The organism is Aureimonas sp. D3, from assembly GCF_001463805.1.
GTDB lineage: Bacteria > Pseudomonadota > Alphaproteobacteria > Rhizobiales > Rhizobiaceae > Aureimonas > Aureimonas ureilytica_A.
The window spans coordinates 92,257-108,968 of the sequence record NZ_BBWM01000037.1 but is presented as its reverse complement, the minus strand read 5'-3'; the positions used below and the strand labels follow the sequence as shown (position 1 = coordinate 108,968).

The 16,712-nt window shown below is 66.7% G+C and carries 17 protein-coding genes; 8 read left to right on the top strand and 9 right to left on the bottom strand.

Features of this window, described 5'->3' with window-relative positions:
- Window positions 1-97: 97 nt before the first annotated feature.
- Entirely contained in the window at window positions 98-511 is a 414-nt protein-coding gene (locus AUL36_RS11825; protein WP_062220862.1) for a RidA family protein, read from the bottom strand.
- A 192-nt stretch (window positions 512-703) separates the two neighbouring features.
- Between AUL36_RS11825 and AUL36_RS11820 the strand changes: the two genes are divergently transcribed.
- The 6 genes from AUL36_RS11820 to AUL36_RS23240 all read left to right on the top strand — a co-directional run bounded on the left by AUL36_RS11820 (window position 704) and on the right by AUL36_RS23240 (window position 6,001).
- Window positions 704-1,282 carry a TetR/AcrR family transcriptional regulator gene (locus AUL36_RS11820; protein WP_202814752.1) on the top strand — a complete coding sequence of 193 codons (579 nt, stop codon included), beginning with the start codon at window positions 704-706 and terminating at the stop codon, window positions 1,280-1,282.
- 577 nt (window positions 1,283-1,859) lie between these two features.
- On the top strand, window positions 1,860-2,222 hold the full coding sequence (locus AUL36_RS11815; RefSeq protein ID WP_082655781.1) for a thiol-disulfide oxidoreductase DCC family protein: 363 nt from the start codon (window positions 1,860-1,862) through the stop codon (window positions 2,220-2,222).
- Complete coding sequence (locus tag AUL36_RS11810) at window positions 2,219-2,713, top strand: DUF427 domain-containing protein (RefSeq protein ID WP_062220854.1); 495 nt, start codon at window positions 2,219-2,221, stop codon at window positions 2,711-2,713. The genes AUL36_RS11815 and AUL36_RS11810 overlap by 4 nt, the downstream gene beginning before the upstream one ends.
- A 4-nt stretch (window positions 2,714-2,717) precedes the next feature.
- Window positions 2,718-4,061 (top strand): ABC1 kinase family protein, encoded by a 1,344-nt coding sequence (locus AUL36_RS11805; RefSeq protein ID WP_062220851.1) that lies wholly within the window; start codon window positions 2,718-2,720, stop codon window positions 4,059-4,061.
- 348 nt (window positions 4,062-4,409) lie between these two features.
- The gene (locus tag AUL36_RS11800) at window positions 4,410-4,826 is read left to right on the top strand and encodes a hypothetical protein (protein ID WP_062220956.1); all 417 of its coding nucleotides are present in this window, start codon (window positions 4,410-4,412) and stop codon (window positions 4,824-4,826) included.
- A gap of 44 nt (window positions 4,827-4,870) precedes the next feature.
- Window positions 4,871-6,001: an extracellular catalytic domain type 1 short-chain-length polyhydroxyalkanoate depolymerase gene (locus AUL36_RS23240; RefSeq protein WP_082655787.1), complete on the top strand. Its 1,131-nt coding sequence runs from the start codon at window positions 4,871-4,873 to the stop codon at window positions 5,999-6,001.
- 189 nt (window positions 6,002-6,190) lie between these two features.
- Here the strand turns inward: AUL36_RS23240 and AUL36_RS11790 are convergent, their stop codons facing one another.
- The gene (locus AUL36_RS11790; protein ID WP_058601269.1) at window positions 6,191-6,646 is read right to left on the bottom strand and encodes a hypothetical protein; all 456 of its coding nucleotides are present in this window, start codon (window positions 6,644-6,646) and stop codon (window positions 6,191-6,193) included.
- A gap of 338 nt (window positions 6,647-6,984) precedes the next feature.
- Here AUL36_RS11790 and AUL36_RS11785 point away from each other — a divergent pair, with 338 nt between their 5' ends.
- Complete coding sequence (locus tag AUL36_RS11785) at window positions 6,985-7,932, top strand: GGDEF domain-containing protein (RefSeq protein ID WP_062220848.1); 948 nt, start codon at window positions 6,985-6,987, stop codon at window positions 7,930-7,932.
- A gap of 196 nt (window positions 7,933-8,128) precedes the next feature.
- On the opposite strand, the gene AUL36_RS11780 is transcribed toward AUL36_RS11785, so the two are convergent.
- The 7 genes from AUL36_RS11780 to AUL36_RS11750 all read right to left on the bottom strand — a co-directional run bounded on the left by AUL36_RS11780 (window position 8,129) and on the right by AUL36_RS11750 (window position 15,408).
- Window positions 8,129-9,028 (bottom strand): carbohydrate ABC transporter permease, encoded by a 900-nt coding sequence (locus tag AUL36_RS11780; RefSeq protein ID WP_062220845.1) that lies wholly within the window; start codon window positions 9,026-9,028, stop codon window positions 8,129-8,131.
- 11 nt (window positions 9,029-9,039) lie between these two features.
- The gene (locus AUL36_RS11775; RefSeq protein ID WP_374700770.1) at window positions 9,040-9,957 is read right to left on the bottom strand and encodes a carbohydrate ABC transporter permease; all 918 of its coding nucleotides are present in this window, start codon (window positions 9,955-9,957) and stop codon (window positions 9,040-9,042) included.
- Between the two features lie 162 nt (window positions 9,958-10,119).
- Complete coding sequence (locus AUL36_RS11770) at window positions 10,120-11,433, bottom strand: ABC transporter substrate-binding protein (RefSeq protein ID WP_062220840.1); 1,314 nt, start codon at window positions 11,431-11,433, stop codon at window positions 10,120-10,122.
- A gap of 90 nt (window positions 11,434-11,523) precedes the next feature.
- Window positions 11,524-12,582 (bottom strand): ABC transporter ATP-binding protein, encoded by a 1,059-nt coding sequence (locus AUL36_RS11765; RefSeq protein ID WP_062220837.1) that lies wholly within the window; start codon window positions 12,580-12,582, stop codon window positions 11,524-11,526.
- 135 nt (window positions 12,583-12,717) lie between these two features.
- Window positions 12,718-13,470, bottom strand: a complete 753-nt coding sequence (locus AUL36_RS11760; protein WP_062220834.1) for an SDR family oxidoreductase — start codon at window positions 13,468-13,470, stop codon at window positions 12,718-12,720.
- 14 nt (window positions 13,471-13,484) lie between these two features.
- Window positions 13,485-14,474 carry a D-erythronate dehydrogenase gene (denD, locus tag AUL36_RS11755; protein WP_062220831.1) on the bottom strand — a complete coding sequence of 330 codons (990 nt, stop codon included), beginning with the start codon at window positions 14,472-14,474 and terminating at the stop codon, window positions 13,485-13,487.
- A 157-nt stretch (window positions 14,475-14,631) separates the two neighbouring features.
- Window positions 14,632-15,408: a FadR/GntR family transcriptional regulator gene (locus tag AUL36_RS11750; RefSeq protein WP_062220828.1), complete on the bottom strand. Its 777-nt coding sequence runs from the start codon at window positions 15,406-15,408 to the stop codon at window positions 14,632-14,634.
- Window positions 15,409-15,936: 528 nt separating this feature from the next.
- On the opposite strand from AUL36_RS11750, the gene AUL36_RS11745 reads away from it, so the two are divergent.
- Entirely contained in the window at window positions 15,937-16,608 is a 672-nt protein-coding gene (locus AUL36_RS11745; RefSeq protein WP_210168859.1) for a FadR/GntR family transcriptional regulator, read from the top strand.
- Window positions 16,609-16,712: the final 104 nt, after the last annotated feature.

Here is a 16,712-nt window from a genome sequence, read left to right as displayed (position 1 = left end):
GCGCTCCGGCCGGACGCCTGTTGATTATGCCGCCGGCGGAAGTGCGCTCGGCGACATGACCGGGGGCGTCAGCGCGACCGGGCCGAATTTACGCGTTTCAGTTCGAAAGGAGGCTGGCTGCGGCCGGGATGCGGGCGATGACCTTGATTTCGAAATCGAACCCAGCGAGCCAGTTGACGCCGATCGCGGTCCAGTTCGGATAGGGTGCTTGCGAGAACGCTGCGCGTTTCACGTCCATGATCGTCGGGAACTGCTTTTCCGGATCGGTATGGAACGTCGTCACATCGACGATATCGTCGAATGTGCAGCCTGCGGCATCCAGCGTTTGCCGAAGATTGAGAAAGGCCTGGCGAACCTGCTGGCCGAAGTCGGGCTCGGGCGTGCCGTCCGAACGGCTTCCCACCTGCCCGGACACGAACAGAAGATCGCCGGAGCGGATGGCGGCTGAATAGCCGTGAGCCTTGTAGAGCGCGTGACGGTCGGCGGGAAACACGGCGTCGCGTTTCGTCATGGGAAAATCCTTGTTCGGACGTGCTGCCTGGCGCACCGACGACGAACCCGATGGACGACGAGGCTTCGCGAATGGCTCGCGCAATGATATACGCGGTGTATGTGAAACTATCGCATACGCCGCGTATGTCAACGGCATACGCCGCGTATGAAAGGCGAGGTCGATTTGGCAGGGAAGCGCCGGGTACAGACCATGGAGGAGAACCGGGCCAAACTGGTCTCGGCGGCCAGACGCGCCTTCGCGGAGCGAGGGTTCGCGCAGGCGTCGATGGATGATCTGACGGCCGAGGTCGGGCTCACGCGCGGCGCCCTCTATCACAATTTCGGCGACAAGAAGGGGTTACTCGCCGCCGTTGTCGCGCAGGTGGACGGCGAAATGGCCGAGAAGGCGCGAGCGGCCGCGGCCGGGGCGTCGAACGATTGGGATGCCCTGATATACGAGGGCGCAGCCTATATCGCTATGGCTCTCGACCCGGAGGTTCGGCGGATCGTTCTCCTGGACGGGCCCGCCTTTCTGGGCGATCCATCCTGCTGGCCAAGCCAGAACGCCTGTCTGGAAATGACGAAGCGCACGGTTGCCGGGCTGGTATCGGACAGGGTCTTGAAGCCGGTGGATGTCGAAGCTGCCGCGCGTCTCCTGAGCGGAGCGGCCTTGAACGCGGCTCTCTGGGTCGCGGCCAGCGACGACCCCCAGTCTGCGCTGCCGAAGGCGGTGGAGGCCTTCGGCCTGATGGCGGCGGGGCTTCTCAGGGAAAAGCCGCCTGAGGGCTAGAGCCGGGGACAGAACCCTTCGGGTCGGCCGACCGAGCCCTGTCCCCGCCGGGCATCGTTGCGGGTGCGCGTCCATGCGCTGCAGGACTTGCGCCCGGCGCCCCGCCGACAAAAACAAGCCCTCGCTTTCCTTTCGCCGAATGGTTCTGTCCCCCGTTCTCAGGCTCCGGCAAAGGCAGCGTTCCGAGTGGAGGGGCTGACGACACTCCCGTGTTCTCGGGTCGTCAGGGACCATCCCGTCCGCTCTTGGCCGCGATGGTTTCGAGGAGCAGGTCAGCGAACGCCTCTGCGATGGGTGTTCTGGTTGGCGCTCGGTGCAGGACCAGCGCGCCCTCGGCGTCGATCTGCCGCTCGCGACCTATGTCGTGGTCCATGAGGTGCCGGCCGACGCCTGGGGGTACGCAGGAGTGACGCAGGAGGCTCGACGCATCGCGGCGGCGTGAGCGCTGCGCTTGCCCTCGCCGGCGGATCGCGAATGTCCCGCTCGGGGATCGTCAGGAGCGATCGCCAGGCGGGCGCGCGATCTGCCGCATGTCGACGGGCGGGACTTCGGGGCCGGGGAGCACCATCTCACCTCCATGTCGGAATTGACGGTCTGGTTTGATGGCGCCTGCCCCTTGTGTCGACGAGAGATCGCGCTGATGCGCCGCCTCGATCGCCGAGGTGCGATCCGCTTCGTGGATGTCGGTCAGGCCGAGCCGGCCGCCTGTCCGCTCGACCGGGGCGAACTTCTCGCGCGTTTCCACGCGTCCGAAAACGGACGCCTGCTCAGCGGCGCGGCAGCGTTTGCGGCCATGTGGCGGGCGATCCCGCTTCTGCGCCCGCTCGGGCTGGCATTCCGGGGGCCGCTCGCGACGGCGTGGCTCGAACGGTTCTACCGGGCCTTCCTGCGAGCGCGCCCGATGCTGCAAAAGCTCGCCCTTCGCCTGGAGCGATCATGAGACCCAAGCCAGACCCGATCACAGAGGGCCAGGAAAGCGTCTGGTCCTTTCCACGGCCCGCCATCGCCCAGCCCGTTACGGCCCATATCGTCATCGAGCATCGGGGCCGCCGGATCGCCGACAGCCGGCGCGCGATCCGCACGCTCGAAACCAGTCATCCGCCCAGCTACTACATTCCCCCGGAGGATATCGAACCCGGCCTTCTGCGCCGGGCGCAGGGGCGTTCCGTCTGCGAATGGAAGGGCGAGGCGGTCTATTGGGACGTGGTGATGGAGGGCCAAACGCTCGAACGCATCGGATGGAGCTATCCCGCGCCGACGCCCGCCTTCGCCATCCTGAAGGATTACGTCGCCTTCTATGCGCGGCCCTTCGACCGCTGCTCGGTGGACGGCCAGATCGTGACGCCGCAGCCCGGCGGGTTCTACGGTGGCTGGATCACCGACGGCTTCGCAGGCCCGTTCAAGGGCGTGGCCGGCAGCGCGGGATGGTGAGAATATGAGCAAACCGGAGGACAGCGCGAGGGGGCGGCCGGTGCCGAGCGGTCGTCTGTCGCGGCTCGGGCAGTTCGGCCGGCTGGCCGGCGGGCTTGCGGGCGGTATGCTCGCCGAGGGGGCGCGGCGTCTGGCCGAGGGCGAGCGCCCGGCCATGCGCGACATGCTGCTCACGCCCGGCAATCTGCTTCGCGTCGCCGATCGCCTGTCGCATTTGCGCGGCGCGGCGATGAAGCTCGGGCAGATGATCTCGATGGACGCGGGCGACGCGCTGCCCACCGAGCTCTCCCAACTCATGGCCCGGCTTCGCGCCGAGGCCGACCCCATGCCGCCGGCCCAGCTGCAACGGGTGCTCGCGGCCGAATGGGGACGCGAGTGGCGCATCCGCTTCCAGCGGTTCGACGACAGGCCCATCGCGGCGGCCTCCATCGGGCAGGTCCACCGGGCTGTGGCGCTGGACGGTCGCGAACTGGCGATCAAGGTCCAGTATCCCGGCGTTCGCGGGAGCATCGACGCCGATGTCGAGAATGTCGCAACGCTGCTGCGCGTGTCCGGCCTCCTGCCGCAAGGTCTGAACATCGCTCCGCTGCTCGCCGAGGCGAAGGCCCAACTGCGCGAGGAAACCGACTACCGGCGCGAGGGCGTCCAGATGGAAGCCTATGGCCGCCTTCTGGCTGGCAGCGAGGCCTTCGTGGTGCCGTCCCCGGCGCCCGATTTCACGACCGACAACGTGCTCGCCATGGGGTTCGTCGAGGGCGTGCCGATCGAGAGCATGGCGGGAGCCTCGCAGCCCGAGCGAGATCGCATCGCGGCCCTCCTGATGGGCCTCGTTCTCGACGAACTCTTCCGGTTCGGGATGATGCAGACCGATCCGAATTTCGCGAATTTCCGATACCAGCCCGCGACCGGAACAATCGTTCTTCTGGACTTCGGCGCGACGCGAACGGTCTCGGCCGCGACCGCGCAGGCCTATCGAGGGCTGCTGGCCGCCGGGCTGTCGGGCGATGGCGAAGCGGTGAAGAAGGCCGCGCTGGACGCGGGCTTCCTGGGCGAGGCGGCCGTCCGGCGGCACGGGGATCTGATCGATCGCATGATCGGTCTTATCGTCAGCGAAGCCGCCCGCGTGGGTCCGGTCGATTTCGCCGACCGGCGCATCCTGGAGGCGATTCGCGATCAGGCCACCATCGTGGCGGGCGACCGCGAGGCGTGGCATGTCCCGCCGACCGACACGCTCTTCGTTCAGCGCAAGATCGGCGGCATCGCGCTTCTCGCGGCGCGCCTGAAAGCCCGGGTCGATCTTCGGCCAATGGTGGAGGCCCGTCTCGGCTTGGACCCGGTCGCGGTCTGACGATCGTGGCGCTCACGCGCGCCGCATCGTCTCTGCGCGCGCGGCGGGCTCTGGTTCGGTGAGGTGCAATCCGCCGCTATGGCTCCCGCTGAAGGCAGGATCGGGCAATGGCGGATTGCGGCCCGCGGCCGCTCTCGGCAGATGGATCGATAGCCGTCGCCGCGTTTGTCCCGCTCACGCCGTCATGCGTCATCACGCCTCCCGCCAACTCCCCCGGATGATCCGGAAACCGGTCACGTCGCCCGATCCTCATGGGGTTCCCGATCAATGCGGCGGCTCCCTTACCCTTGCAAGCCGATCCAAGACATCCAATATACCATCCACTTGGATGTTAAGAGGATGTCGGATATGCCGAAGAAGGCGGGCGGGCAGGAGCGCGGCGGGGATAGCGAGAAGCTGACGCTCAATCTCGGCTATGTCGATCTCGGACGGATCGACCTTCTGGTGCGCGAGGGCTTCTACGCCAATCGCAGCGACGTCATCCGGACCGCCATTCGCAAACATCTCGATGCGCACGATGCCGAGCTGCGCCGCTCCACGGAGCGTCTCACCCTCGATCTCGGCCTGCGCCGCTTCACCCGCGCCGACCTGGAAGCTGCCAGGGCGGCGGGCGAGATTCTCCATATCCGCGTTCTGGGTCTGGCCTCCCTGGACGATGACATTTCCGCCGATCTCGCGCGCGACACGATCGGGTCGATCACCGTGCTCGGGGCCCTTCAGGCCAGCGCCGCCGTCAAGGCCGCCCTGGCCGACCGCATCCATTGATCGACCCGTCGCCGCGCTTTTTCCGCTTTCGCAAGGAACCCACCATGGTCCGTCCGCTCCCTTTCATGGCCGAAGCGCAACGCCTCGTCCTCTCGCAGCGCCTGTCGGAGGCGACGAGCCTGATTCAGGAGCAGCTCGGACTGCGCCGGCCCGCCGCCGCCAGCCCTGCGGATGCGTTCGACGGCCCGACGATCGAACTGCGTGCCGAAACGGTGGAGCCGGCCGGCAGCGCAACACCGGCCAGCCGGCCGAAGCCGCGCATCCGACCACGCTTCGCCACGCCTGCCCCGGCTCGCGCGCCATGGGCGAGCCGGCCTCAGCCGGCCATGCCTGAAGGGGCGCAGTTCCTGCGTCTCGACTATGAGGGACCAGCCGGTCGGCGCGCCTATCGGCTCTACGTGCCGGCGGCAAAGGCCGATGAACCGCGCCCGCTCGTTCTGATGCTGCATGGCTGCACGCAGACACCGGAGGATTTCGCGGTGGGCACGCGGATGAACGCGGTCGCGGAAGACGCGAACGTCCTCGTCGCCTATCCCGAGCAGGACCGATCGGCCAATCCGCGCCTGTGCTGGAACTGGTTCGAGCCCGCGCACCAGGGAGGCCATGCGGGGGAGCCGGCGATCCTGTCCGGCATCGTCGAGGCTATCGCCGGGAGCCATGCCGTCGATCGCGGCCGGATCTTCGCCGCCGGGCTTTCGGCCGGAGGCGCGATGGCCGCCGTTCTCGGATCGACGCGGCCCGATCTCTTTTCGGCGGTCGGCATCCATTCGGGACTGCCCCATGCCAGCGCCCGCGATGTCGCGACGGCGCTCGCGGTCATGCGCAGCGGCCAGACCGTCGGACGCGGCGGCGTGCCGAGCGTGCCGGCCATCGTCTTCCATGGCACACGGGATACGACCGTCCATCCCGCCAATGGCGATCGGATCGCCGGGCTCGGATTGGACCGGAAGGAGGCGGAGGAAACCGCCACCGGAACCGCGAACGGGCGCGCCTTCACGCGCACACGGCGCGCGTCGGGCGATGCGCGCTCCGCCATGGAGCATTGGCGGATCGAGGGATTGGGCCATGCTTGGTCCGGCGGCGACGCGGCCGGTTCCCATGCCGACCCAGCCGGCCCCGATGCCTCGCGCGAGATGCTCCGGTTCTTTCTGGGTGAGACGGCAACGCGCCGCTGATCGCAGGGGCGATGAGGCCTCCGCGACAAGGGCGAACCCGGCGGTTCAGAACCGGACACGAGGCCTTGCTGGGAGCCGCCGACCGCATTGCCTTCACGAGGGGAGGTGAGCCCGCCCCCCTGTCCGCGCTCTCAGGGAACGGCATGAAGCGATCGGCCCCGTGGGCGATATCGGCCGGCTCGCCGGATGTTAGCGCTTCTGCCGGAGCGCGCGCTTCATGTTGCGTTTGGCTTCGTTCAGAACGCTCTTGACGACTTCCAGCGTGTTGGTGCTCAGCCGGTCCGCGATGTCCTCGCCGACCATGCGGTAAACGGTCGAGATCTGCGAGCGGGTCGCGCTGCCGGACTCCGTCAACGTGACCGTGCCGCCATCGACCGTGACCAGATTCCGGATCGACAGCCGTTCATAGGCCTTCGCGGCGACGAGCGGGCGCACACCCAGTTCCTCCGCCGCCTCGTTGAGGTCGGTGGATGCGCGCGTGCTGAGCGCGAGCAGGTAATCGTCTTCGCCGGGGGACAGGGCGATCGTCGCCAAGTGCATGGCGAGCAAATCACGGGTCAGCTTCGAGACCTCGATCATCGAGGCTGCCAGGGCTTCCTTCTCGGCGTCATCTGTACGGGTGGCTTCGATAACGGTCGGGACCATGACTTCACCTTTCGGGGAGAGTGCTTGGTCATGAGTGTGGGACGTTAAGCTGGCGTCGGGCTGGAGAGGCGTCGCAACCCATCGTTTTTAGGGATTGCATTGCCCGAACCGGCCTCTGCTGCGCAGCTCCGCGACGCTCCGGCCCGCCTCATCCATCGCGGCGAGCGGAGCGGGCAACCGTGACGTCCGCCAAGGCCAAGCGAATTCACGCCGCCCTTGGCAGCATTTGTGCCGGAGGACAGGCAGGCGCTGATCGGCGTGGAACGACTCGAGTGTTCAGACCTTCTTATCCCAGACGCAAGGGCGGCGATCGCGCTCGTGTTGGGGGACCATCTGGCATGAAACTCACCGTCGATCTCGATTGCGTTGGCGTTGCCATGAGCATCGTCGATGTCGAGTCGGAGGGGACATACCGCTTCGTCGGGGTCAACACCGCCGCGGCCCTGGAGATCGGTATCGAGCAGGCTCGGGTCGCGGGTCGTCTGTTTCAGGAGTGCCTGCCGGCCGATTACGCGGCGCAGATGATCCAACGCTACGATCTGTGTGTGCGGACGCAGCGCGTGCAGGACATCGAGGAATGCGTCGTGCTGCGCGGGGAGCCGAAATGGTTCCGAACCACGCTCACCCCGATCCGGGACGAAGTCACGGGTGAGATCACGAGGGTTCTAGGCGTGTCGCAGAACATCAGCGGCGCCAAAAGACTTCAGGCCGAGCTTCAGCACTATGCCTATGTAGACCCTTTGACGGGGCTGCCGAACCGCCGTCGCTTCGACGAGGCCGTGATCAACGCCACGGAGCAGTCCGTCTACACCCATCGCGGTTTCTCGCTCGCCGTCGTCGATCTCGACCAGCTCAAATTCGTCAACGACGAATGGGGGCACCGGCTGGGGGATCGGATGATCCGGCATGCGGGCGAAGTGCTTCAGGCCATGATCCGTCCGAACGAGGTCGTGGCCCGGGTCGGCGGCGACGAGTTCTACATCCTTCTCCAGGTCGAGGAGCGCGTTCTGCTGGATCGGCGACTGGACGAGATCAGGAGCGCCATCGACCGGGGGATCGTTCTGCCGGGAACCGACCTTCCCATCACGTTGAGCGTGGGCGCGGAGATCTGGAAGGCCGGCCAGGATGTGCGCGCCGTCCTGTCCGCGGCTGACAAGGCCATGTACGCCGAAAAGGCGATCCGCCGCCTCGTGCGACGGATCGACGACAAGTATCGGGCCGATCCTCGGGACACGTCTGCCCCCCCCCCATCTGCTGCCAAGTCTGCCGCTAGGTCATGGCGGTGATGGCGGAGACTGGCCTCGTCGGGCTAGATCGATAACCGGTCCTCTCGGCGTTCGGACCGATGGCCCGCGTCATCCGAGGGCTGGGCTGGGTTCCGCTTAGACGTCCATCCTTCCATGCTTTCGCCGAAACGTAGACCCGCCGCTATCGCCCGCAACCCGCCTCTGGCCGGTGCCGCTCCCAAGCCCGCGTCGGCGCTCACTCCTTCACCGCGCCCGTCATCGACGACACGTAATAGTCGACGAAGAACGAGTAGAGGATCACCACCGGCAGCGAGCCGAGCAGCGCGCCGGCCATGAGCGAACCCCACTCGTAGACGTCGCCGCGCACGAGTTCGGTGAGAACGCCCACGGGGACCGTCTTGTTCTCCGACGACTGGATGAAGGTGAGCGCGTAGATGAACTCGTTCCAGGCCAGCGTGAAGGCGAAGATGCCGGCCGAGATCAGCCCCGGGACGGCGAGCGGCAGCACGACCCTGGTCAGGATCTGCCAGCGCGTCGCCCCGTCCACCAGCGCACTCTCTTCCAGCTCGAACGGGATCGACCGGAAATAGCCCATCAGAAGCCAGGTGCAGAACGGGATCAGGAAGGTCGGGTAGGTCAGGATCAGGGCCAACCGCGAGTCGAACATGCCGAGCTGGAACACGATGAAGGCCAGCGGGATGAAGAGGATCGACGGCGGAATGAGATAGGCGAGAAACACCATCAGGCCGGTGATCCGCGCGCCGGTGAAGCGCACCCGCTCGATGGCATAGGCGGCGAAGACGGAGGCCGCCAGCGCGATGACCGTCGAGCAGACCGCGACGATCACCGTGTTCCAGAGCCAGCCGGGATAGGAGGTCTCGAACAGGAGATACTTGATATGGTCGAGCGTCGGCCCGACCACCCAGAACGGGCTGTAGTTGGCGTAGTTGGTCAGCTGGTCGTTCGGCTTCACCGCCGTGATCGCCATCCAGTAGAACGGGAAGAGCAGCACGAACAGGAAGACGGCAAGCGGCAGGTAGATCACGAGGATCTTGCGCGCCAAGGTGTCGTGATGGGACATGCCGACGACGTCGTCGGTGAGTTGGCCGGCGGTCTCGGTGGTGTTTGCGGTCATCGCTTCTCTCCTCAATCCGTTCCGCCCTGCTGCCACTTGCGGCGCTGCAGGCCGAAGAAGCTGAACAGGATCGCCGCCAGAAGGAACGGCACCATGGCCACCGCGATGGCGGCGCCCTCGCCGAGCGCCCCGCCCGGAATGCCGCGCTGGAACGACAGGGTCGCCATCAGATGCGTGGCGTTGACCGGCCCGCCCTTGGTCAGGACGTAGATCAGCTGGAAGTCGGTGAAGGTGAACAGCACCGAGAAGGTCATCACCACCGCGATGATGGGGGTCAGCAGCGGCAAGGTGATGCGCCGGAACCGCTGCCAGGACGTCGCGCCGTCGAGCGCGGCCGCCTCGTGCAGGGAGGTCGGAATGGTCTGGAGGCCGGCCAGCAGCGAGATCGCGACGAAGGGAATGCCGCGCCAGACATTGGCCGCGATGACCGAAAGCCGCGCGTTGGTGGCGTCGCCCAGGAAGTTGATCGGCTTATCGATGATCCCGGCCTGCATCAGCACCCAGGAGATGATCGAGAACTGGCTGTCGAAGATCCACCAGAAGGCCAGCGCGGACAGAACCGTCGGCACGACCCAAGGCAGAAGGATCACGGCGCGAAAGAAGGTCTTGAAGGGCAGATGTTCGTTCAGGATGATCGCAAGCCAAAGGCCCAGCGCGAACTTCAGGACCGAGGCGACGGCCGTGTAGACGATTGTGTTGAAGACCGAGAGCCAGAAAACCTTGTCTTCCATCAGGTACTGGTAGTTCTCCAGCCCGATGAAGATGCCGGGTCGGCCGATCCGCGTGTCGGTGAAGCCGAGCCAGACACCGAGGCCGAGCGGATAGGTCAGGAAGCAGAGAAGGAAGACGGCCGCCGGCAGCATGAACAGGAGGCCGAGCCCGTTCCGGCTCTGCGACAGCCGCTCGAAGAAGGACGGTTTGGACGGCATGGCGCCGGCCGTGGTTCTGGACATGGCGGGTCCCGATCGCGCGAGGGATGGAATGGCCCCGCCCGCAACAGTTCGGCGGGCGCGGCGTCGGCGATGGCGAGAGCCGGGAGGACCGAAAACTCCCGGAGGATCGACCGCAGGGTTCCGTCCCCGGCTCTCAGGCTAGACGCGGTAGTAGCGGTTGGCCCGGCGCTCGGCATTCTTGATCGCGTCCTCGGGCGAGGACTGGCCCGTCACGGCCTCGGCATACATATCGACGAGCACGTAGTCGGCCATCACGCCGGCGGAGGCCGCGCCCAGCGGGCCGGCATAGCCGTTCGGACGCAGGCTCGCCGAGGCCTTGGCATAGGCGGCATGGATCGGGTTCGCGGTCCAGACCGGGTTGTTCTCGAAGGCCTTGAGCGGCTGGCAGCAATAAGCGCTGGCGCCCTGGATCCAGGCGTTCATGTTGTCCGGCTGGTACAGGAACTGGAGATAGGCCTTGGCGGCTTCCGGGAACTTCGTGTGCTTGAAGATCGAGATGGTGGAGGCCTGGGCCAATTCCACCGACTGGCCCACGGGGCCGATCGGCAGGTTCACCGAGCGCATGTCCTGCGCGATCTCCTTCAGCGCGGGATCCTTCAGCGCGGCGTAATAGACCGACACGCCGTTGGCGGTCAGCGACACCTGCCCGGCCAGGAAGGCGCGGTTGTTGTTGACGTCCTGCCAGCTCTCCGTGCCCGGAATGAAGGTCTTGTAGAGCTCCATGGCATATTTGACGGATTCCAGCGTCTCGGGGCTGTTGATGGTGACCTTGCCGCTCTCGTCCACCATCTTGCCGCCATGGCTCCACAGCAGCCAGTGCGCGTAGTTGTTGCCGTCGCCCACCGCCTTGCCGTGCGGGAAGCCGGTAGGCGTGCCCTTGGCCTTCAGCGCCTTGCAGAGTTCGAGGAAGCCGGCCGTGTCCTTCGGGAATTCCTGGAAGCCCGCCGCCTTCATGTGGCTGTCGCGATAGACCACGGCGTTGCCGATGGCGCAGAGCGGCAGGGCGATGAAGCGGTCGCCGCGCCGGGCGTAGGATTCGAGGCCCGGATACCAGCCGCCATTGGCCGCGCCGATCGAGGTGCCGAGATCGGTCACGTCCACCAGCTTGTCCGGATATTGCTGGGGATCGTCGAACCAGCTCATGACCATGTCCGGCCCGGAGCCGACATTGGCGGCCACCGCCGCCTTGGGGCGCACGTCCTCCCAGCTTTCCTTGTCGACGCGCACCTGGACGCCGGTCGCGTCGGTGAACTTCTTGGTGTTGGCAAGGAACGCCTCTTCCTCCGCCGGCACGAAGGGCACCCAGCGCAGGAGGCGCAGGGACGCGCCCGGCTCGGGCGTGAAGGTCGGCGCGCCTTGCGCGAAGGCCTGGCCCATCGAGAGACGGACGCCGAGCGCTGCCCCGGTGATGATGCCGGCCGTGCCGGCGAGAATCTGTCTACGGTTGATCACGGTGTTCCTCCCAAGGTCGGGGCGTCTTTTCGAGCTTTTCGCGCCGGTCGTGCCCCGTTGCCGCCAGCGCCCTACGCAAGTTCTACGAGGTCAAAGCCGCTGGCCGCTGGCGGCGTCGAAGAGATGCACGGCTTCGGGGTCAATCGAGACGTTCAGCGTCTCGCCGGGCTTCAGCGTCACCCGCTCGCGGAAGACGCAGGTGACCGCCGTCCGGCCGAGTTCGCCCAGCACCTGGCTTTCGAAGCCCGTCGGCTCGATGACCACGACCTTGATGGCGATCGGACCGCCCAAGCTGATCGCCTCCGGTCGCACGCCATAGACAAGGTCCTGCCCCCCAGCGCCCGCGTACCGGCCGCTCACCGGCAGCACCGTGCCATCGGAGGTGACGAAGCGCGTCGGATCGTTCGCGTCGAGCCGGCCGTGCAGCATGTTCATGGCCGGCGAGCCAATGAAGCCGGCGACGAAGAGATTGTTCGGCCGGTCGTAGAGCTCCAGCGGCGCGCCGACCTGCTCCACGATGCCGTCATGCATGACGACGATCTTGTCGGCCATGGTCATGGCCTCGATCTGGTCGTGGGTGACATAGACGGTCGTGGTGGTCAGGCGCTGGTGGAGGTTCTTGATCTCGGTGCGCATCGACACGCGCAGCTTGGCGTCGAGGTTCGACAAGGGCTCGTCGAACAGGAAGACCTGCGGATCGCGCACGATGGCGCGGCCCATGGCGACGCGCTGGCGCTGGCCGCCCGACAGCTGGCGCGGATAGCGGTCGAGAAGATGCGACAGGCCGAGGATTTCGGCGGCTGGCTTCACGCGGCGTTCGATCTCCTCGCGCGAGGCCTTCTTCAGCGCCAGCGAGAAGGCCATGTTGTCGGCCACCGTCATGTGCGGATAGAGCGCGTAGTTCTGGAACACCATGGCGATGTCCCGATCCTTCGGCGGCACATCGTTGACGACCTTGGTGCCGATGCGGATCTGCCCGCTCGTGACGTGCTCCAGCCCCGCCAGCATCCGCAGCAGCGTGGACTTGCCGCAGCCCGAGGGGCCGACGAGGATCACGAACTCGCCGTCCTCGATCTGGATATCGACGCCCTTGATGACGGGGTGCGCCCCGAACGACTTGCGAACGTCGACGATATCGACTGACGCCATGTGGTTTCCTCCCCAAGGCTTCGGCCGAGGGCCGGCTTGTCCCGCCGGTTTCCCTCGATCCTCCGCCTGTTCCCGTTGGCGGGCACTGACGCACCCGTTGAAGTCGGCGGCCCTCTCCCGAGGCCGCTTCGAAACTCAGCCGCGCCCGACGAAGGGCATCTTGGTGGCCATCACCGTCATGGTCAGCACGTTCGCCTCCAAGGGCAGCGAGGCCATGTGGGCGACCGCACGGCCGACATGCGCCGGGTCCATCGTGGGCTCGGACGCGATGCGCCCGTCCGCCTGCATCACGCCGGCCGACATGGCGGCGGTCATGTCGCTGGCGGCATTGCCGATATCGATCTGGCCGCAGGCGATGTCGTATTTGCGCCCGTCGAGCGCGGTGGATTTCGTCAGGCCCGCGATGGCGTGTTTGGTGGCCGTGTAGGGGGCCGAGTTCGGACGCGGGGTCGTGGCCGAGATCGAGCCGTTGTTGATGATGCGCCCGCCACGCGGCTCCTGCGCCTTCATCAGCTTGAACGCGGCCTGCGTGCACAGGAACGCGCCGGTGAGGTTCGCCGAGACCACCGTGCTCCACTGGTCGAAGCTCAGGTCCTCCAGCGGGATCGCCGGTGCGACGGAGCCGGCATTGTTGACGAGGAGGTCGAGCCGCCCAAAGCGCTGCCGGATGCCCTCGAACAGCGCGGCGACCGAAGCGGGGTCGCCGATATCGGCCACGATGGGCACTGTGCCACGCCCAAGCTCGCCCGCCGCCGTCTCCAGCACCTCCCGCCGGCGTCCGCAGATCACGAGGGTCCACCCGGCCGCGACCAGCGCCGTCGAGATCGCCTTGCCGACGCCCGTTCCGCCGCCCGTCACAAGCGCGATACGGCTCTCTTCGCCCGACATTCCCGATGCTCCCGTCATGCCTGCACGCTGCCGCCGAGTTCGTCGTCGATATGGGCACGGACGATCTCTTCGAAGGAATTCTCCACCGTGAAGCCGAGGTCGCGGGCGCGCTTGGCTTCGATATCCGGCGCCCAGCCGTCCACGATGCGGATGATCGTCTCGTCCGGCACGCGCTTCACCAGCGCCAGAGCCTTCTCCCCGGCCACCGAGCGCAGCGCCTCCAGCTCGTCCCCGACGGTGGCGGACAGACCCGGCATGTTGAGATTGCGGCGCGGGCCGATGAGGGCCGTGTCCATCGTCGCGGCATGAAGGAAGAAGCCGACCGCCGCGCGCGGGCTGGCGAAATAGTGGCGCACCGTATCGGCCACCGGCAGCACGGCTTCCTTGCCGGACATGGGCTCGCGCAGGATGTTGGAGAAGAAGCCGGACGCCGCCTTGTTGGGCGCGCCGGGCCGCACGCAGATCGTCGGCAGTCGCAGGCCGACGCCGTCGAGGAAGCCGCGCCGCGTGTAGTCGGCCAGAAGCAGCTCGCCGATCGCCTTCTGCGTGCCGTAGCTCGTCAGCGGCGTCAGGGCGAAATCCTCGGGCACCCTGTCGGCGAAGGGCGCGCCGAAGACCGCGATGGACGAGGCGAAGACCACGCGGGGCCTATAGCCCGAGCTGAGGTGCTCCCGCCGGATCGCCTCGAAGAGATCGCGCGTGCCGTCGAGATTGATGCGATAGCCCTTGTCGAAATCGGCCTCGGCCTCGCCCGAGACGATGGCGGCCAGATGGAACACGACGTCCGGCCGCTCCGCGATCAGCGGCTGGGTGGCATCGGGCGCCGACACGTCGATGGCCTGAGTGGCGATGTCGGCGATCCGGCCCTCGGGCGCGTTCGGCTGGACGACGTCCACCATCACGAGACGATCGACCGGCTTGCCCCCCAGGCTTCCGTCGGCTGCGATCCGCTCGGCGAGCTTGCGCCCGATCATCCCGGCCGCGCCGATGATGAGCACCTTCATGCGTCTTCTCCTCCCCTGTCGCCGGCGGTCCGCCTCATGGCGGATGCCGGCTGCCAGAGCCTGTCCCTCGAACCTGGGTTCGCCGGACGAGCTCCAGGCTTTTGTTTCTCCGCCTTGTCCCGGCGCGAACGCCGATCCGGCTTTCGCGGGACAGGCTCTAGCCCGTTAGACGGGTTTCCTCCGCACAGTGCGCGGCGGGTGGCAGGCCCATCACGCGCCGCGTGGTTTCGTAGATGCGATGGATATGCACGTCGAAGGCGCGCACGGTCGCCTCGCGGTTCCGCCCCTCCAGCGCGCGCAGGATTTCGGCATGGTCGGCATGGCTGCGCGCGATCGCGCCCGGCTCCGACACCGCGCGATGGCGCTGCTGCATCATGTAGCCGAACAGGTCGCCCACGAACTCCACCAGAACCGGATTGGCGCAGCGGCGGTAGATCGCCATGTGAAACTCGCGGTCCAGAACCAGGAAGCGCACCGGGTCCTCCAGGGCGCTCGCCTGCATCGCCAGAGACTGGCGCAGACCGCGCAGCGTCTCCTCATCCATCCGCTCCGCGGCGTCGCCCACCACGATCCGCTCGTTGACGAGCCGCGCCGCGTGCACATCGTCCAGCTCGTAGGCGTTGATGAGGCGAGCCTCCCGCGCGCGGCGGAATTCCGGCCCCACCTCGTCCGAGCGAACCCGCGTGCGGGCGCCGTGCAGCACGGCGAGCAACCCCTTGCCTGCTAGGATCTGCACGCCCCCACGCACAGACTCGCGGCTCACTTGCAGCGCGGCCGCCAAATCCCGCTCGCTCGGCAGGTCGTCGCCGACCTGCAGGACGCCGGACGCGATCAGCATGGCGATCTTCTCGGCCACCACATCCCGAACGTTCCGGCGCACGATCGCCTCGCGCAGCTCGGGAGCGTTTTCCAGGATGAATTCGGACAGCGGCATAGGATCTCGCCTCCTGACCACTGGCTCGACCAGCGGACCAGTGGAACTTTTCAGGCGATTTTCAGTCTGTCAACCGGCCCGTTGTGTTGCGCTGCAATGTTGCGCGCTGGTTTCGGCCGGTAATTCGTAATCAATACTATAAAACACACGCCTATAGAGGCGGATGGAAAAAACGTTGTGGAATCAAACTATGGCGTACGATCGTGCTCCGACATCTATTCGAGCTAAAATATCGAAATTCCAATATTGCGAGCGCGAAACGCCGTTTTCAGTCGCGGCTCAGAAGTGAAGACTCATCCGTATTGCGGTCGCGCTCCGAAGCCTTTGGCTTCAGACGCCGACACTCGTCCTACCCGCTTGGATAGCGGGGGACGATGGCTTCGCGACGAAACGCTGCAACGCGCCTAAAAAGTTGTTTGACATATTTCGAGGATATCGCCAGCGTGAGCGGCGTAATATTCGATATAGGCCAAATGCGGGCCGCTCGGCGTAGGGGTTTGGTGAAACTTGGCGTCGCCATCGGAAAATTTGTCAGTCTTCTTGAGGGATCGCATTCTCACCGGCGCGCTGCGCGCGGGCGAGAAACTGCCGACGGAAGCCGAACTGGCCGAGAACTTCCAACTCAGCCGCCCGTCCGTTCGCGAGGCGATCGCCGTCCTGCGCGCGGAAGACCTCGTGGTGTCGCGCCGCGGCTCGGGCAGTTTCGTGTCGGCCACGCCCCGTTTCGAGATACGCCTAACCCTCCCCACCGCGTCATTGGAGGATGTGACGCGAATGATCGAACTGCGCCGCGCGATCGAGACCGAGGCCACACGCCTGGCCGCCGCGCGCCGCACGTCGGCGCAGCTTGAGGCCCTGCGCGAGGCCGAGCGCGCCCTGCTGATCGCCGAAGCGGAAGGGCGTGACGGCGTTTGCGAAGACCTGCTCTTTCACCGCATCATCGCCGAGGCCACCGGCAATGACTATCTCCTCGACGTTCACCTCGCCTGCCAACAGGTGCTCACGCAAGCGATGCGCGCGACCCGCGCCAACGAGCGACGGCGAGCCGCCTTCGTCGCGGAAGTCCATGCGGAGCACGCGCGCATCCTCCTGGCCATCGAGGCGGGAGAAGGCGCCTGGGCCGCGGATGCCATGGCGACGCATCTCATGGGAGCCGAGCGCCGGCTGCGCGCGGCGCGGGCCGAGACGGCCGATGACTGACGCCAACCACCGATCCCGCCGCCGTCGGAACCTGTTTCGGAAGTCCCCGGTGGGGGATCGGCGAAGATCGGCAACGATCGGGGCGACCGAAAGACCCGTCGAGC

Coding starts and splice junctions, on each gene's coding strand:
- AUL36_RS11825 (WP_062220862.1), bottom strand. CDS start 511: ATGACGAAACGCGACGCCGTGTTTCCCGCCGACCGTCACGCGCTCTAC.
- AUL36_RS11820 (WP_202814752.1), top strand. CDS start 704: ATGGAGGAGAACCGGGCCAAACTGGTCTCGGCGGCCAGACGCGCCTTC.
- AUL36_RS11815 (WP_082655781.1), top strand. CDS start 1,860: ATGTCGGAATTGACGGTCTGGTTTGATGGCGCCTGCCCCTTGTGTCGA.
- AUL36_RS11810 (WP_062220854.1), top strand. CDS start 2,219: ATGAGACCCAAGCCAGACCCGATCACAGAGGGCCAGGAAAGCGTCTGG.
- AUL36_RS11805 (WP_062220851.1), top strand. CDS start 2,718: ATGAGCAAACCGGAGGACAGCGCGAGGGGGCGGCCGGTGCCGAGCGGT.
- AUL36_RS11800 (WP_062220956.1), top strand. CDS start 4,410: ATGCCGAAGAAGGCGGGCGGGCAGGAGCGCGGCGGGGATAGCGAGAAG.
- AUL36_RS23240 (WP_082655787.1), top strand. CDS start 4,871: ATGGTCCGTCCGCTCCCTTTCATGGCCGAAGCGCAACGCCTCGTCCTC.
- AUL36_RS11790 (WP_058601269.1), bottom strand. CDS start 6,646: ATGGTCCCGACCGTTATCGAAGCCACCCGTACAGATGACGCCGAGAAG.
- AUL36_RS11785 (WP_062220848.1), top strand. CDS start 6,985: ATGAAACTCACCGTCGATCTCGATTGCGTTGGCGTTGCCATGAGCATC.
- AUL36_RS11780 (WP_062220845.1), bottom strand. CDS start 9,028: ATGACCGCAAACACCACCGAGACCGCCGGCCAACTCACCGACGACGTC.
- AUL36_RS11775 (WP_374700770.1), bottom strand. CDS start 9,957: ATGCCGTCCAAACCGTCCTTCTTCGAGCGGCTGTCGCAGAGCCGGAAC.
- AUL36_RS11765 (WP_062220837.1), bottom strand. CDS start 12,582: ATGGCGTCAGTCGATATCGTCGACGTTCGCAAGTCGTTCGGGGCGCAC.
- AUL36_RS11760 (WP_062220834.1), bottom strand. CDS start 13,470: ATGTCGGGCGAAGAGAGCCGTATCGCGCTTGTGACGGGCGGCGGAACG.
- denD (WP_062220831.1), bottom strand. CDS start 14,474: ATGAAGGTGCTCATCATCGGCGCGGCCGGGATGATCGGGCGCAAGCTC.
- AUL36_RS11750 (WP_062220828.1), bottom strand. CDS start 15,408: ATGCCGCTGTCCGAATTCATCCTGGAAAACGCTCCCGAGCTGCGCGAG.